At 63.3% G+C, this 15,714-nt stretch carries 12 protein-coding genes; 3 read left to right on the forward strand and 9 right to left on the reverse strand.

What is annotated here, in order from left to right:
* Position 1: 1 nt before the first annotated feature.
* On the reverse strand, positions 2 to 1,282 hold the full coding sequence (locus tag ACI3L3_RS15985; protein ID WP_404846152.1) for an adenylosuccinate synthase: 1,281 nt from the start codon (positions 1,280 to 1,282) through the stop codon (positions 2 to 4).
* Between the two features lie 162 nt (positions 1,283 to 1,444).
* Here ACI3L3_RS15985 and ACI3L3_RS15990 point away from each other — a divergent pair, with 162 nt between their 5' ends.
* Positions 1,445 to 2,863 (forward strand): transglycosylase SLT domain-containing protein, encoded by a 1,419-nt coding sequence (locus ACI3L3_RS15990; protein ID WP_404846153.1) that lies wholly within the window; start codon positions 1,445 to 1,447, stop codon positions 2,861 to 2,863.
* Here ACI3L3_RS15990 and ACI3L3_RS15995 read toward each other — a convergent pair.
* A complete protein-coding gene (locus tag ACI3L3_RS15995) occupies positions 2,786 to 3,118 on the reverse strand; it encodes a hypothetical protein (RefSeq protein WP_404846154.1) in 333 nt (110 codons plus the stop codon). The two genes, ACI3L3_RS15990 and ACI3L3_RS15995, sit on opposite strands and share 78 nt — an antisense overlap.
* A gap of 125 nt (positions 3,119 to 3,243) precedes the next feature.
* On the opposite strand from ACI3L3_RS15995, the gene ACI3L3_RS16000 reads away from it, so the two are divergent.
* Together ACI3L3_RS16000 and ACI3L3_RS16005 are read left to right on the forward strand one after the other, a co-directional pair.
* Positions 3,244 to 4,518 (forward strand): IMP cyclohydrolase, encoded by a 1,275-nt coding sequence (locus tag ACI3L3_RS16000; RefSeq protein WP_404846155.1) that lies wholly within the window; start codon positions 3,244 to 3,246, stop codon positions 4,516 to 4,518.
* Positions 4,519 to 4,691: 173 nt separating this feature from the next.
* Positions 4,692 to 6,740, forward strand: coding sequence for a ribonuclease catalytic domain-containing protein (locus tag ACI3L3_RS16005; RefSeq protein ID WP_404846156.1), 2,049 nt, complete (start codon positions 4,692 to 4,694; stop codon positions 6,738 to 6,740).
* Between the two features lie 91 nt (positions 6,741 to 6,831).
* On the opposite strand, the gene ACI3L3_RS16010 is transcribed toward ACI3L3_RS16005, so the two are convergent.
* The 7 genes from ACI3L3_RS16010 to ACI3L3_RS16040 form a co-directional block, all read right to left on the reverse strand.
* The gene (locus ACI3L3_RS16010) at positions 6,832 to 8,127 is read right to left on the reverse strand and encodes a hypothetical protein (RefSeq protein WP_404846157.1); all 1,296 of its coding nucleotides are present in this window, start codon (positions 8,125 to 8,127) and stop codon (positions 6,832 to 6,834) included.
* Between the two features lie 2 nt (positions 8,128 to 8,129).
* Positions 8,130 to 8,819, reverse strand: coding sequence for an ABC transporter ATP-binding protein (locus tag ACI3L3_RS16015; protein ID WP_404846158.1), 690 nt, complete (start codon positions 8,817 to 8,819; stop codon positions 8,130 to 8,132).
* Between the two features lie 31 nt (positions 8,820 to 8,850).
* On the reverse strand, positions 8,851 to 10,071 hold the full coding sequence (locus ACI3L3_RS16020; protein ID WP_404846159.1) for an ABC transporter permease: 1,221 nt from the start codon (positions 10,069 to 10,071) through the stop codon (positions 8,851 to 8,853).
* An 11-nt stretch (positions 10,072 to 10,082) separates the two neighbouring features.
* The gene (locus ACI3L3_RS16025) at positions 10,083 to 11,312 is read right to left on the reverse strand and encodes an ABC transporter permease (protein ID WP_404846160.1); all 1,230 of its coding nucleotides are present in this window, start codon (positions 11,310 to 11,312) and stop codon (positions 10,083 to 10,085) included.
* A 2-nt stretch (positions 11,313 to 11,314) separates the two neighbouring features.
* Positions 11,315 to 12,175 carry an outer membrane lipoprotein-sorting protein gene (locus tag ACI3L3_RS16030; RefSeq protein WP_404846161.1) on the reverse strand — a complete coding sequence of 287 codons (861 nt, stop codon included), beginning with the start codon at positions 12,173 to 12,175 and terminating at the stop codon, positions 11,315 to 11,317.
* Between the two features lie 189 nt (positions 12,176 to 12,364).
* Positions 12,365 to 14,494, reverse strand: coding sequence for a TonB-dependent receptor (locus ACI3L3_RS16035; protein ID WP_404846162.1), 2,130 nt, complete (start codon positions 14,492 to 14,494; stop codon positions 12,365 to 12,367).
* A gap of 83 nt (positions 14,495 to 14,577) precedes the next feature.
* A complete protein-coding gene (locus ACI3L3_RS16040; protein WP_404846163.1) occupies positions 14,578 to 15,702 on the reverse strand; it encodes an FmdE family protein in 1,125 nt (374 codons plus the stop codon).
* Positions 15,703 to 15,714: the final 12 nt, after the last annotated feature.

Here is a 15,714-nt window from a genome sequence, read left to right on the forward strand (position 1 = left end):
ATTAGCGGCAGATGGTCTGCTCGCGGCCGGGGCCGACGGAAATGATGGACACCGGGGTGCCAAGCACTTCCTCAACGCGGCGAACGTAGTTCTGCGCGTTTTCGGGCAGGTCGTCCCACGTGCGGGCGGAGCTGATGTCCTCGGTCCAGCCGGGGAGCTCTTCGTACACGGGGGTGACGTCGGCGAGGCCGTTCTCTTCCTGCGGGGGATAGAGAATCTGCTCGCCCTTGTAGGTGTAAGCGGTGCAGAGCTTAATGGTCTGCAGGCCGCCCAGCACGTCCAGCTTGGTCATGGCGATGCCGGTGGGGCCATTGAGGCGCACGGACTCGCGCAGGACCACAAGGTCCAGCCAGCCACAGCGGCGGGTACGGCCGGTGGTGGCACCAAACTCAGCGCCGGTCTGCTGCAGATGCGTGCCGTCGGCGTCGTCCAGCTCGGTGGGGAAGGGTCCTGCACCAACGCGGGTGGTGTAGGCCTTGACCACGGCCTGGATGCGGTCCAGACGGTTGGGTGCACAACCGCTGCCTGCGGCGGCGTTGCCGGAAACGGTGTTGGACGAGGTGACGAAGGGATAGGTCCCGTGGTCGATGTCCAGATGCGTTCCCTGCGCGCCTTCAAACAGCACGCCCTTTCCGGCGTCCATGGCCTCGCCGATGCGGCCGGCCACGTCGCCAACGTAGGCCTGCATTCGCTCGGCCACGGGCTTCATCTCATTGAACACGTCCTCGACCTTGAGCGGCTCCATGCCGTACAGGGCCGTGAACAGGGCGTTCTTCTCCACAAGGGCGCGCTCGATCTTGGCCTTAAAGAGCTTCATGTCGGCAAAGTCGCTGGCGCGAATGCCGATGCGGGCCATCTTGTCCTCGTAGCAAGGACCGATGCCACGACCGGTGGTGCCGATCTTGTGCTCGTCGCTCTTTTGCGTTTCACGCGCTCCGTCGAGGAGTTTATGATAAGGCATGATGACCTGGGTCTTTTTGCTGACAAGCAAACGACCCGGGGCAACGTTGATGCCCTTGGCTGCGAGTTTGTCGACTTCCTCAAGGAACACAACGGGGTCGAGGACCACGCCGTTACCAATGAGACAAGCCTTTTCCTGGTGGAGGATGCCGGAGGGGATGAGATGGAGAATGTGCTGCTCTCCATCAACCACAAGGGTGTGTCCGGCGTTGTTTCCGCCCTGAAAACGCACAATTACGTCTGCGTCTTCTGTAAGCAGGTCGACGATTTTTCCCTTCCCCTCGTCTCCCCACTGGGCGCCCATTACAACAACATTTGACATTTCTCTCTCCTTCTGTAAGAAGCGCTGCTTTCCGCGCGCTTTTTTGCCGCGACACACGGCAAAATGCATTCCTACCTAAAAAACGCTGTCGATAAAGTCAATATTACAATCTGATATCCCTTGGTAGGCTTTTTGCTAGTTCATCCGTGAGGATGGAGGCCTATGAAACGACATGCGAAAATATTTGCACGCCCCGGATTGTGGGTGGCTGTGGCCATCACGTCCATCGTGCTCGTCCAGTTGGCGCTGACATTCAGTTGGCGCGGCACTGACGCACCCCCGAAACTCCGGGTTGCCGCCCCGGCCCTTAAATGGGTCGAAGGCGGGCTCTCCCCTTATGGCCCAGGGTTCGAGCAAGAGCTGCTCGACTCCTTCTGCCGCCAAAACGGCATGCAGTGGGTCTGGAAAAAAACCAACTCCTGGGACGACGCGTGGGAGATGGTCCGCAACGGCGAAGCCGACGTGGTGCTGGGGCTTGGCTCCAACCCGCCGGACAGCCTTGACGTGCCCATTGCCGCTGGCCCGGCCTACGCGCAATTTGCCCCCATGCTCATCCGCGCCAAGGGCGCGCCGGACCCTGCCGAAACCTGCGGCTCGGTTCTGGTGGCGTGTGCCCCCGCACTGGTTGCGGCCTCCGCCGCAGCGCATTCCACGCAGGACGGCTGCGCGCCTACGCCTGTTGCCCCGCCGGACACGGCCCTGCAGCCGGTGCTGGACTCGCTGGACAACGGCGGCCCCTCGGCCGCGCTGGTGGACAGCGGACGCTTCCGGCTTTTGCAACCCTTTTACCATACCATACAAAGCACAAAGAAACTGCCCGGTTCCATTGAATACCGGTGGTTCTGGAGCGAGCGCTCGCCCGAGCTGGCCCGCGCCCTTGCGGACTTTTGGACCCGCACCATGGACAACGGCACCTACCGCGCGCTGTATGAAAAATATTTCGGCTTTCTGCCCGAAAAAACGGATTATTACGAACTGTATCACCTTCTGAAGACGCTGCGCAACAAACTGCCGCGCTACGAGGATGAAATCCTTGCGGCAGCGCGGGAGAACGGCATTGACCCGCTTCTTCTTGTGGCAGTGATCTATCAGGAATCGCGTTTTGACCCACACGCCCGCAGCAAGACGGGCGTGCGCGGACTGCTGCAGATTACGCGCACCACGGCCCGGGAACTGGGCGTGAACCGCAACGACCCCTTTGAAAGCATCAAGGGCGGCGCGCGTTACCTCAAGCAGCTGTACCGCGGCTTCGATGACATGGACCTTTCGTTCTTTGACCGCTGGTTCTTCACACTGGCCGCCTACAACCGTGGGCGTGGCCATGTGAGCGACGCCATACGCCTGTCCCACGCTCTTGGCGGAACAGGCTCGTCATGGCGGGAACTCAAGGCTGTGTTCCCCAAGTTGTCATACGAAAAGTATTACAGGAATGCGAAGTATGGATATACGCGAGGATACGAGGTGGTGCACTATGTGGAAAAGATCCGCTACTACTACTACATCCTACACGGACTCGTCGTCCTTTCGCGGCCGGAAGCGCAGCAGCTTGCCGCGTTTACCGCCAGTTCCTCCGTCCTTTAGGAAGGGGTTACTCATGCTTTGCGCCGGGGGGACGGGTTCGTCGCCGGGAGTTGCCCGCTCCTTCCAGTGGTAGTTGAAGAGCTGGTTCTTCCAGCACACGGTCTGGATGAGGCCAAGGATGATGACGGCCTCTTCCCAGCGTTTTGTGGGTTCGTACTGCTGAACGATTTCTGCGTACTTCTCCCAAAGGTTGGCAAGGGAATCCTGATCATAGGCCATAAGCTTCTGGGCCAGCTTCGAAAGCGCCTTCTCCACGTCTATCTCCAAGTCTGCGTTGTCTTCTGATTGTGTGCGCCCCGTGGGGACTTTGGCAAATTGCCCCACGAGCGGCGGTATGGTAACAGCACTTCTTCACCACGTAAATCCGAGGAGACCCGGCCATGAGCGACCTGAAAAAGATGTACCGCACCCTCACGCAGGACCCGTTTCCCAGTGAAATGAGCCTGCGCATCGGCGATCAGGAACTGCGCTTTACCAAGCGCACCTGGACGCTGGACGGCGAGGAAAAAGGCCTGCGGTACGGCGAAAACCCCGACCAGCCCGCAGCCCTGTTCGAACTGACAGGCGGCGGACTGGAACTGGACGGCGTTTCCTTCCGCGCAGCGGGCGAGGGCCTTGTCTCCGCCCTGACCGAGGAACATATGCTCCAGGCTGGCAAGCATCCCGGCAAGATTAATCTGACGGATGTGGATAACGGCATCAATATTTTGCAGTACCTCACTGCCAAGCCCGCCGCCGTCATCCTCAAGCACAACAATCCCAGCGGCGCAGCATGGACCGAAGACGGCATCGCCGCCGCCGTGGAGCGCGCCTTCCACGCGGACCGCATCGCGGCCTTTGGCGGCGCGGTTATCGTCAACCGCCCCATCGACGACGAAACCGCCGAGCTGATCAACTCCTCGTACTTTGAAGTGGTGGCCGCTCCGGCCTTTGAGGGGAGCAGCCTTGCCACCCTCAAAAAACGCAAGAACCTGCGCATCCTGCAGATCCCCGGCCTTGCCGAGCTGGACAAGCTGATCGGCGTGCCCTTCCTTGACCTGAAGAGCCTGTCCGACGGCGGCGTGGTGGCCCAGTTGTCCTTCCGCAACCGCATCCTCAGCGCGGAGGACTTCATCCCCGCCGAAGCGGAAAAGGACGGCAACACCTTCATCGCCCGCCAGCCCGACGCCCGCGAGGCCGACGACCTGCTGTTTGCCTGGGCCGTGGAGGCCGGCGTGACCTCCAACTCCGTCATCTTTGTGAAGGACGGCGTAACCACCGCCATCGGCACCGGCGAACAGGACCGCGTGGGCTGCGTGGAGCTGACCATCCACAAGGCCTACACCAAGTACGCGGACCTGCTGGCCTCTGACGAGGAAGGCTGCTCCCTGTACGAGCTGAAGCTGAAGGCCAAGACCGACGACGACGCCGCGGCCAAGCTGGCGGACATCGAGGCCCGCACCCGCGAGGCCAAAGGCGGCCTTGCCGGTTCCGTGCTGGTTTCCGACGGGTTCTTCCCCTTCCGTGACGGCGTGGACGTGGCCCTTGAGCAGGGCATCACCGCCATTGCCCAGCCCGGCGGCTCCATCCGCGACTGGGAAGTCATCACCGCCGTGAACGAGGCTTCGCCGCAGGTTGCCATGGTCTTTACGGGCCAGCGCTCCTTTAAGCACTAGACTGATACCCGCGGCGGCGGTGCTCCGCCGCCGCGTTCCTCTCACCTTCCGGGCCCTCCGCCCGGAGCGCGACGCTTCCGCCCCACTCCCCGGGCGGGCCGACTGGTACGAATCCGGATCGGGAAAGAAGGCCGCACGGCACCACCGCGCGGCCGTAAAGGCAAAAAGGACTTATGAGCTCACCCATCGTACGACACCCCGCATCCGGGTGCATTGTCGAATTTATGCACGGCAACCGGCCCAATCTGGCCTGGGTTCTGGAAGACCAGTCCGGCCGCTACCGTGTGCTGACCATCACCAGCAGGGAAATGAAGCTCCCCGGCGCTCGCCTGTTGCCGTGGACCGGCCCCGCAGAAAACAGCGGGCTGAACCGCGAGGAAATCATGGAGCGCCTGCGCCACCACCAGGAGCGACGCGACGCCCTTGCCAAAGACATCGACCCCAAGGAAATCTGGGACCTGAGTCAGGGCGAGCTGGACCGCGCCACCACGGAGTGGTTTGCCGGGCTTATCTGGGACGAGCCGGACATTGATCAGGTGGCCGCCATGGGCCACGTGCTGCTGGACTATAAGACCCACTTCAAGTTCAATCCCCCGGACTTTGAAATCTACTCCGCCGAAACCGTGGAAAAGCGCCTTGTGGAGCAGGCGGCCAAGGAAGAACGCGAACGCGTTGTCGCCGCCGGCCAAAGCTTCTTCCATGCGCTGTGGAACGCACGCACCAAGGGCCAAGTGCCGCCCAAGAATCCGGACGAGGAAATGACGGCCAAGCTGCGCGATGTGCTCTACGCCGCCATGGCCGACACCTCCGGCACCACGGAACTGACCATCTGGAACGCCGTGCGCAAGGGCCTGCCCGACGATCCGAACCTGCCCATGTATTTGGGCCAGACCTGGGGCATCATCCCCGAACATTTCAACGTGCAGCTCCTGCAGGAAGGCTACGACTGGGGCGATGAGTGGTCCCTTGAGCACTCCGCCGAGCTGCGCCTGCGCGAAAACCAGCTCCGCGAGATGGCGCGCGAGCCCGAAGAATCTCCCTTCGTCAGCATCGACTCCGCCACCACCCGCGACATTGACGACGCCTTCCATGTCCGCCGCCTTGAGGACGGCACCCTGCGCCTGCAGATTGCGCTGGCCTGCCCGTCGCTGACATGGGAGTTCGACTCCGAGCTTGACCGCGCCGTACGCGATCGCGCCAGCAGCCTGTACCTGCCCGAGGGCACGTGTCACATGCTGCCGGAGTCCTATGGCCTTGGCCTGTACAGCCTGCAGGAGGGCGAAGCCCGTCCCGCGCTGGTGCTGGACTGCCTGCTCACGCCGCAGGCCGAACTGGTCCGCGCCACACCGCGCGTCACATGGGTGCGCCTTGCCGCCAACAGCACCTACGAGGCCGTAGAGGCCGCCCTTGAGGACGGTTCCGCCGACGAGAACCTCACCATCGGTGCGGAACTTGGCCGCCTGCTGCGCGACAGGCGCATTGCCAACGGCGCGGTGATTGTGGACCGCCCGGACCCCAGCATCACGCTGGAGGGCGAAGGCAAGGACACCATCGTCCACATGACGCGCCGCGCCGATACGCCGCAGGCCCAGCTGATGGTCAGCGAATTTATGATTCTGGCCAACTCCACACTGGGCGGCTGGGCGCAGGAAAAAAACATTCCGCTGCTGTACCGCACGCAGGACATCACCCTGCCCGGCGACGCCGCCGGCGTGTGGTCCACGCCCGAGGACTCCTACCGCGTGGTGCGCCTTATGGCCCCCACATGCCTGGAGATGTCCCCCAAGCGCCACGCCACGCTGGCGGTGACGGCCTACAGCCCCATCACCTCGCCCCTGCGCCGCTATCCGGACCTCCTCAACATGGCGCAAATCATCCACTACCTGCAAAACGGCGAGCCGCATCTGGACGCCGACCGCCTCGGCCGGATGATTCCGCTCATCAACGCCCGCAACGAGGCCGTGGGCCGCATCCAGCGCTACCGCCCTCGGTACTGGAAGCTGGTCTACTTTAGCCAGCACAAGCACGACTACTTCTCCGCCATAGCCGTGGACGACGGGCAGCTGGTCACCGTGGCCCTGCCGGAAGAACAGCTCTACCTGCGCGCGCCGCAGAAGCTGTTTGGCGACAAAATCTACCCCGGCCAGCGCTTTCAGGTGCGCCTGAACAAAATCAACCCGCGCCTGAATGAAATCCGCATCGTTGAGGCGCTGGAAGAATAACCCGGCCCCTCCCCGCATCACAACCAAACGGCCCGCACCACCACTGGTGGCGCGGGCCGTTTTTGGTCTGCGGGCGGTGAAAGACTGCGGGCTAGAAATACCACCCCACCCAAGCACTGACCCGGCGCGCGGGCTTCACGTCCACATCCATTCCCGGCGGCGTTCCCGGCAGGGGATAGCCACCGAACTCCGTCCCCGCATCCCCAAAGGGCAGGCTGGCGTGGACCGTCAGGTCCATATTGTCGGCAAGGTCGATGCTCACGCCCGGCAGCGCCGTGCCCGACCCGTCATCAAGGTTCACCATGCCCGTGGCAAACACATGCACAAGGGGATGCACCTCGCAGTCCACATGCGCTCCGGCGTAGGCCGTTCCAAGGGTGTACATCTCGCCACGGGCAATGCGCCGCGCCACGGCGGGGTCCGTATACTGGTCCGAAAAATCATTGCGGGACAGGCCGTTGGCGTGCAGTTCCACATAGCCGTACCAGTTCCTGCCCCCCGCCACCCACGAGCGGTCCACGTTGGCTGTCACAGACGCATAGCCGCTGCGCCCACGGCTGGCGGTGTGCAGGGCCGTCCATGTGCCGTCCACGCGCCACGCCGCGTCCCCGGCGTAGCCCACAAGGCCAAGGCCCGCCACGGTATCCCTGTAGTGCCGCGCGGCCAGAAGCTCCACCTCGGTGGAACCAAAGGCCAAGCCCACCTTGCCGCCGACCGACGCCTGCTCAAAATCCACATCCCGCGTGGCCGCATCCCGGCGCGGAACGTACATCACCTGCACATCCGCCCGCCCCGCCGGAACCCGCACAAAAACCATATCCTCGCCGGTCTTGTAGTCGCGCTCGATATCCGTTGGCGCAAAGGGGCTAATGAGGTCCATGGGATTAAACAGAAAGCCATGCCCCCACGTCACGGCCTGCCGCCCCACGCGCACCTCGCCCCACGGGGGGGTATAGGCCGCATAGAGCCTGTCGATGCGGTGGGTCACCACGTCCCCATCGTCGTCGGTGGCAACGTGGGACAGGTCCAGAAAGGAAGTGGAATCGTCCACAGGCGGCGCGAGGGTGACGCCGGAGAGCATGGAATACCTGTCGGCAATGCGCTGGGCGTCGCGCCGGGACTCACTGTGCCCGGCGATGACCTCATAATGCATTTCCGTATGCACGCGGCTGCCGAGAAAGGCCCGGTGCTTCAGGCGCGCCTCCACGCTGGCGTCGGTGTTGGGGGACAGGCCAACGCTTTGGCTGAGGGTGTCGTCGCGGGGAAAGCTGGTGCCCACGCGGGCCTTGAGGTGCCCGCCAAGCTCCTGCTCCACCGCCGCCCCCCGCGCCCACGCAGGCGCGAGCAGCGCAAGGCAGACAAGCGCAGCACACAGCGCCCGGCGCATAGCTACTTTCCCCCGCCCATCTCGCCGTCCACACGGCCATCCTTGATGCGGATAATCCGCTGGGCGTAGTCCATGACCATCCTGTCATGGGTGGAAAAGATAAACGTCACCCCGCGCTGGCGGTTCATCTCGCACATCATTTCAAGCAGGCCGCGCCCGGTGTCGGAGTCGAGGTTGGCGGTGGGCTCGTCGGCAAGGACGATGGACGGACCGGATACCACAGCGCGCGCCACGGCTACCCGCTGCTGCTGTCCGCCGGACAGCTCCGCCGGGCGGCGTTCATACAGCCCGGCAAGGCCAACGTCATCAAGGATGGCGCGCGAGCGCTGGCGGCGCTCCTGCGCGCCTACGCCCTGCATCAGCATGACGTATTCCACATTCTCCTGCGCGCTGAGGACGGGGATGAGATTATAGGCCTGAAAGATAAACCCGATGGTGTTCAGGCGAAGCTCCGCAAGGGCGGACTGGCTCATGTCCGACAGCACGCGCCCGCCAACGGAGACCGTGCCGGAATCCGGCGCATCCAGCCCGCCGATAAGGTTCAGGAGCGTTGTTTTGCCCGACCCCGACGGCCCCGCAAGGGCCACAAAGCCCCCCCGGTCTATGGTGACGGAGACGCCCCGCAGGGCATGCACGGGCACACTGCCCTGCGTGTAGGTCTTGGTCACATCCTCGCACACCACCATTGCCATGCGGCTCTCCTTGTCCGTTCCGGGACCGGTCTCAGGTATGCGCCAGCGCTTCCACCGGAGTGATGCGCGCCGCGCGCTGGGCGGGGTAGAGGCTTACCACCAGCCCAAGGCCCAGCACCACGGCGTTGGCGATAACGATATCACGCACGGCCACCTGCGGATGCACAATGCGCGGCACGCCAAAGAACTCCGCCCCATCGGCAAAAAAGGACAAATTCAGCCCGCTGTCCGGCACAAGGGCCAGACAGCCAAAGCCCAGCGCGTTGCCAAGGGCCATGCCCACGATGAGGAGCAAACTTGCCTCGGTGAGCACCCCGCGCAGTATCCACGCGGGCTTAAAGCCAAGGGACTTGAGCAGGCCAAACTCGCGGATGCGCTCCAGCACGGCCATAAGGATGGTATTCACAATGCCGAACCCCATGGCCGTAAACACCACCAGATACCACAGGTACAAAAACTGCTCGAAGATTTCGAGGTAGGCCCGCAGCATGGGTACCACGTCCTCCCACGTGAGCACCTGCGCCCCTTGCGGCAGGGCGCGGCGCACCGCTTCTGCGGCCTTTTGCGCCATAGCGCGCCGGGGCAGAACAACGGATACACCCGTCACGGCCTCGCCAAGGTCCAGCATGGCCTGCGCCGCAGGCAGGGTGACAAAAACGTAGCGCTTTTCCGTGGCCTCCAGCTCCGCGCGGTACGTGCCCCGAATGCGAAACGCCCGCGAGGCAATGCGCCCCGACGCATCCCGCGCCATAAGGATGAGCTTGCGCCCCGGCCGCGTCTCGAACTGCTTGGCCAGCGCATGCCCAATGACAATGCCGCGCATATCCCCAGCGGCAAGGCCCTCGCCCGCCTGTATATGCGCGCCGTAAAAGCTCACGCGCGGTTCCGTTTCGGGGTCGATGCCCACAAAGGACACGCCAGTGGAATGGCGCGCGTTGGAGGCCACGGCGCTCACCCGCACGCGCGGGCTCATGGCCGCCGACGGCGCAAGCGCCGCGCGCAGCGTCTCCAGCAAGGCCGGGCCATCGGCAAGGCGATGGTCGAGAACCGGGTCCTCGTGGTAGCCAGTGGCGTGCACGCGCAGGTGCCCCACCAGCGTGCTGATGGCGTTGCCCAGCATGGCCTCGGCAAAGCCCCGCGACAGCGCGCCAAAAAAGATCATGGACCACACGCCAATGATGACGGCGGACAAAATAACCCACGTCCGCCGTGGATTGCGCCAGATATTGCGCCACGCCAAAAGCATATGCATTGCGCCGCCTCCTACCCGCCCTGCATGGCGTCCACGGGCCGCAGCCGCCGCGCGCGAAGCGCCGGAAACAGCGCGGAGAGCATGGTGATGCCAAACACCATACTCGGCCCGATGATGACGGAAACCAGCGACAGCTGCGGATACATCCGCTCCGGAATGCCATACTGCCGCAGCATGGCCCCGGCCTCGCCAAGGGAGATGCCGTGGGTCTGAAAATACAGCGTCACCACACTGCCCCCGATGGCGCCAAGGATGATGCCCACCACACACAGCGCGGCGGACTCGTACAGCAACACCCGCACAATGCGCCACGGCGACGCGCCCACGGCCATCAGCACCCCAAACTCCCGCGTACGCTCAAACACAGCCATCACAAAAGTATTCAGGATGGAGAAGGCCACCACCACAATGAGAATAAGATAAAAAATGCTGGAGCTGGTCAGATCCATCTGGATGCTCTGCAGCAGGCCGGGCATGAGTTCGTCCCACGTCATCACGCTCAGGCCCGTTACCCCCTGCTCCTCAAGGTCCGCCGCAATGCGGGCGCGCAGGGGCGGAACCGCGGCTAAGGACTGCGCCCACAGCACCACCTCATGCACGGCCCCGCGCATGGCAAAAACCTCCTGAAAATCCGTAAGGCGCATGTGCACGGTGTTGCGGTCAAAGGCGTCCTGCCCGGTGCTGAACACGCCCTTCACCGTCAGCGCCGTGGCCGCAATGGAGCCGTCGCGCCCTTGCCCAAGCAGCACCAGTTCATCCCCCGGCCCAATGCCGAGATTTGTGGCCAAGATGCCGCCCACAAGGGCCATGTTGGCGTCGCCGGCTTCCAGATACGCGCCGCTGCGCACGGTTTGCGCCAGTGTGGAGATACGCGCCTCGGCCTCGGGCTGGATGCCCACAATCAGCGCGCCGGAGGTGCGCTCATCCGACGATACAAGGGCGAACCCGTTGGCGCGCCGCGCCACGGCCTCAACGCCCGCCTCGCCCCGTACCACATCCGTCACGGCGGCAGGGTCCGCCACCACGGTACGGATACGCCGCTCCTTGGCATAGCCCTCGCCCAATATCTGGATGTGCCCGGTGTGGATGTGCACGGCGGAGTCAATCATCGTCTCATAGGTGCCAAGCTGCCACGACACGGAAAAGACCAAAAGCCCCGCCGCAAAGGCCACGGCCAAAATGGTCAGCGCGGAGCGGCGCGGATTGCGCCACACATTGCGCCACGCCATGGCGACATCCATGCTCACCGCTCCCTCACGGGGGTGGAGAGCCAGCGGATGGTGAAATAGCGCTCCGGAATCTCCACGCCAAAGGCGAGGTCCGTGTACTCAAGGCGCGTCACGTGGCCCGGTTCCTCCACCTTTTCCATCACCCACAGCCGCGGAAACAGCCGCCCGCCCATCATGGCGATGTCCGACGCGGTCATGCGCTTCACGGGGAGCATGTCCTCGTCGTAGAACACCTGCTCCAGCAGGATGTAGTCCTCGCGGATGCGCAGGGTCTGCTTACCCCAGACCACAGGCGCGGCGGGCTTTGGCAGGCACTGCACATGGTACACGGTCAGCCCCCCGTGCTGCGAAGTCCCTGTGCGGGTGTGCGTGTAGTCGGCCAGCAGGCTGTTGGCCTTGGCGAGGTCGTTGTTGGAGAAGTCGGACCCCATCCACGACTGCGCCATCATGGAAGGGGGAATTTTGATGGTGCGGTTGATTTTAGGGTTGTAGGTCCACATCTCCTGCTGTTTTTTCAAGGTGCCGTTGTTTCGGTCCTTGGCTGGGGCCAGCACCTTGAACACGCTGTCATCGCGCCCAAGGGTCCACGCGCGCAGAGTCATGCGGCGCTCCCAGTCCGGACGGCTGATGGTCATCTCCACCGTGGAGATGGACGACTCCCCGCGCCAATAGTCCATGGCGCCGGAGACCACCTCCTCGGCCGTTGGCCCGTCCTGCCCGCTCGCGCGGCCGGGAGCGAGACACAGCGCCGCCAACACCACCACGCAGGCAAGTAGCGCGCACCGCCAAAAGGCGCGGGACATGCGCCGGAGTTCGGCCCGGTCCCCTTCGTCCTCATCATTCAGACCACTTACAGAAAGAAGAGAGAATTTCATGATTCTTTAACGGTATGAAAGTGCGGGAGAAATGTCCACAAGGGATGCGCCGCGCGAGCCGTGTCACACACAGCCCGCGCAGGGAAGTAGCGCGCCGCACCAACGCACGTCGGCCCAGCCACGCTGCACAAGGCGCGAGGCTGGGCCGACGAATTCTTTTCATTTCTACGCCGCATACGGCGCACGGCGCTACATGCTCACGGAGAAGCTCACGCCGAAGTTGCGTTCGGTTCCGGGGTAGCCGTCAACGTTCTGGTACCGCTCGTCAAAGGCGTTGTTCACGTAGACTTTCACCGTGCCATCAGACAGCCCCTTCCACTCGTCGAACAGGGTATGCTCCACGGCAAAGTCGAAGAGATGGAAGGCATCGAGGTCCTCGGTATGGGAATCCACAACGTCCGTATTTCTGTCGTAGTTGATGATTTCCGTCGTTTGCTTGTCCTTAAACTGATAGTTGGCGATGAGCGTCGTCTGGGGCGTCAGCGCGTAGGAGAGGCCCGCGTTCACACGGTGCTTGGCGCGCTGGTCCACGGCCTGCTCTCCGGCCAACTCGCCGCCAAGGGAGTCCATGTCGATATAGGCGTAGCCCAGTGTAAAGGCCAACTCGTCCGTCAGGTGCCCGCCAAGGACAATCTCCACGCCCTTCTGTTCCACCTCATCAAGGTTGATCTGATAATCCTTATAGTCCGGCAAAACAGAGAAACTACGGTTGTATGTCATATAGTCGTATATTTTGTAATATGAGAAATCGACCTTCATGGTGATATCACCGGTCAGACGACGCTGAAGCACAAGGTCGTAGCCCATGCCATGCTCTGGGTCGAGCCACGCGCCGGTGGGGCGGCCCTGCGGGTTCATATTGCCGTGGTAGTCCGGCGCGCGCCAAATGCGGCTGACGCCCACAGACACACTGGTATCGCGCAGGGAGGCGTCCACGTCGTCCAGCTCCCACGTCAGGAAAGACTTGGGGGTGAAGCCGTCAAAGGTACGGTTAATCCAGTCGTCCTTGTAACTGATCCACTTGTCACCGCTGGACTTCACGTTGGCGGTCCATGTCTCCACAGACTCATACCGCGCGCCAAGGCTCAGGTGCAGGCGCGGGGTGATGTCCCAGTTGTGCTCGGCAAAACCCGCCAGCGTGCGTACACGCTCGTGGCTGGCGTAGGCAGAATCCCAGTTCGTCCGGCCATAGCCGTCCAAAAGCTGGCTGCCCTCCACACCAACGGTCAGGGTGTTCTCGCCGTTGATTTCAACCACATCCATAAGCTTCACAGCGCGCTGTTCCCACTTGGTATTCCACGAGCCGTCCTGCACGGGGCCGCCCCCGCGGGGAATCTCATCATACTTCCGGTCCCGGTTCTCGGTGCGGTGCGAGGCGGCCACGGACACTTCGCCCATGCCCGTGGGCTTCACAAAGTACAGGTCCACGGACTGCGCGACCTTGTCGGACGCGGGATGCTGCCAGTCGCTAAATTCCGGGGTGTCTTTATCCACGTGGGGGTAGTCGTCGTCAAAATCGGCCTGCGTCGGATCATTGGCTACGGCAAGGTTTCGGTCCGCGTCCACATACAGGTAGCTGAGGGTTAAAAAGCCATCATCCTCAAACAGGTAGCCGCCGCGGCCGTAGAAGGTATCAATCTCCGCGTCGGTATGGCGCAGGTAGCCATCCGTGGTGTAGCGCTGCACGCCAAGGTCGTAGAACACGCTGTCCACACCGCCGTGGCCGTCCAAGTGCGTGCTGGCGGTGTTAAACGAGCCATAGGACGCGCTGAAGTTCACCTGCGCGTCCTGAAGCTCCTCACGCGAGGGCACGCGGGGGCGGATGTTCAGCACGCCGCCAAAGCTCTTGGCCGGATACAGCGCAGAGTGCGGACCGGGCAGAATTTCAATATCGCCAATCATCCACAGTGGGATAAGCGCGCCATAGTCCACAATGTTGCTGGACTTGCGCCCGCCGCTCTGGCGGATGGTCAGGCCGTTCATGGCCGTAGAAAAGCGCGTGGAATCAAAGCCGCGCAGGTAGACGCTGTCGTCTTCCGGCACCATGTCCGACTCCTGCCGGAAGTCCACCAGAGGCATCGTCCGCAGCACATCCACAACGCTGGCGGGCGTCCCCGGCAACTCGTACTCTTCAATGTCGATGGTTTCGCGGCGCGGCTCCAGCGTCACCGGACGCGCGCCGCGCTCCATGACGTGAACGGTGCCAATGTCCAGCACCTCGTCCTTCTGTTCCACATCCTCAGCCAGCGCCGGAAGGGCGCACAACACCACCAGAGCCGCCGCGATAAGCGCGGCCCTGCATGAAACAGGCACAACCATGAAAGCTCCCCCTTGCCGCGCCGGGCGCTGCACTGCGCCCGGCGCTCTCTGTACTCAATTGGAATTGGTGATGAATGGTCCCGCTACAGGGCAGACAACGCCGAAATAACATCCACGCCTGGGCGCATCAGCGCGCGCGGCGTCTGGCCGGGGGCAAGGTCGGCGTCCTTCACCCGCGTCACAAGGCCGCGCGCCGCGTCCATGTTGTCCATGAACCACAAATCCGCGTGGAGCTTATCAAGAATGGTGACGCCATAGGGGTCGCCGCCGTAGGCCTTCTTTGCCTCGGCAAAGTCAAAGCCCAGCATAGTGGCGTGCCACGGCGCATCCCCCGTTTTGGTGAACACCACGGAACACACGGAGGGCAGCGGCTTCGGCCACGCGGCGACCTCCTCGTCCGTGGGATAGAGCACGGCGTAGGCGCGCTTGCCCGGTGTGGCATTCAGCAGTGTGGTCAGGGCGTCTTCCTTGCACCATGGCTTCAGGCTGAGGACGAACACCTTCGTGTCCGGCCCGGACACAAGGTGCTCGCGGATGTAGGACGCAATGGCGAGGCCGGAGGACACGCCTGGGCACAGATGGTCGTGCACCTGTACGGCCCGCAGCAGGCAGGAGTCCGCGCCGTGGTCCGCAGCATTGATGGCGGTGATAATGCGAAACGCGTTGCCGCCAAAAAGCGCCTTGCCTTCCGGCGCGCTGAGTTCCTCCGGATGGGCAAAAAGATACTTTGCCTCGATGCGGCGCACCTGCACCGTGGTCGCCACAGGGCGCGCCTTATTCTTGCCAAAGGCCTGCTGGACGTCCTGCGCGGTGTACTCCAAATAGGCGCAGCGCCCGCTGCCAGCATCGTAGAAGGCAAACCACAGCGGCGCGTCAAAGCGGCTTTGCACGGTGATGAGCCGCGCCGCGCCAATGCTGGCCCCGGTGGCGCGGGTCACGCCATCAAGGCAGCCCTGCGTATCCAGCCCCTGCGGCAGGGCAAAGCCCGCGTTGGTCATGACAATGGCGGTGCGCTCCTGCCACGGCGCGCCAAGGGTTCCCGCCGCCTGCGCGCTGGCAGCAACGCCAAGGGCGACCGCTTTGTCATACTGCATGGGCTGCTTGGCCCCCGCGTAGGCAATGTGCGCAAGGCACAGCACCAACAGCGCGGCCAGCGCCACGCCTCTGCCATAGGACGCCAAGACGCCGTCTCGTTCCTGATATCGCATTGCTTCTCCTCC

Source organism: Desulfobaculum sp. SPO524 (assembly GCF_044987625.1).
GTDB lineage: Bacteria > Desulfobacterota > Desulfovibrionia > Desulfovibrionales > Desulfovibrionaceae > Desulfobaculum.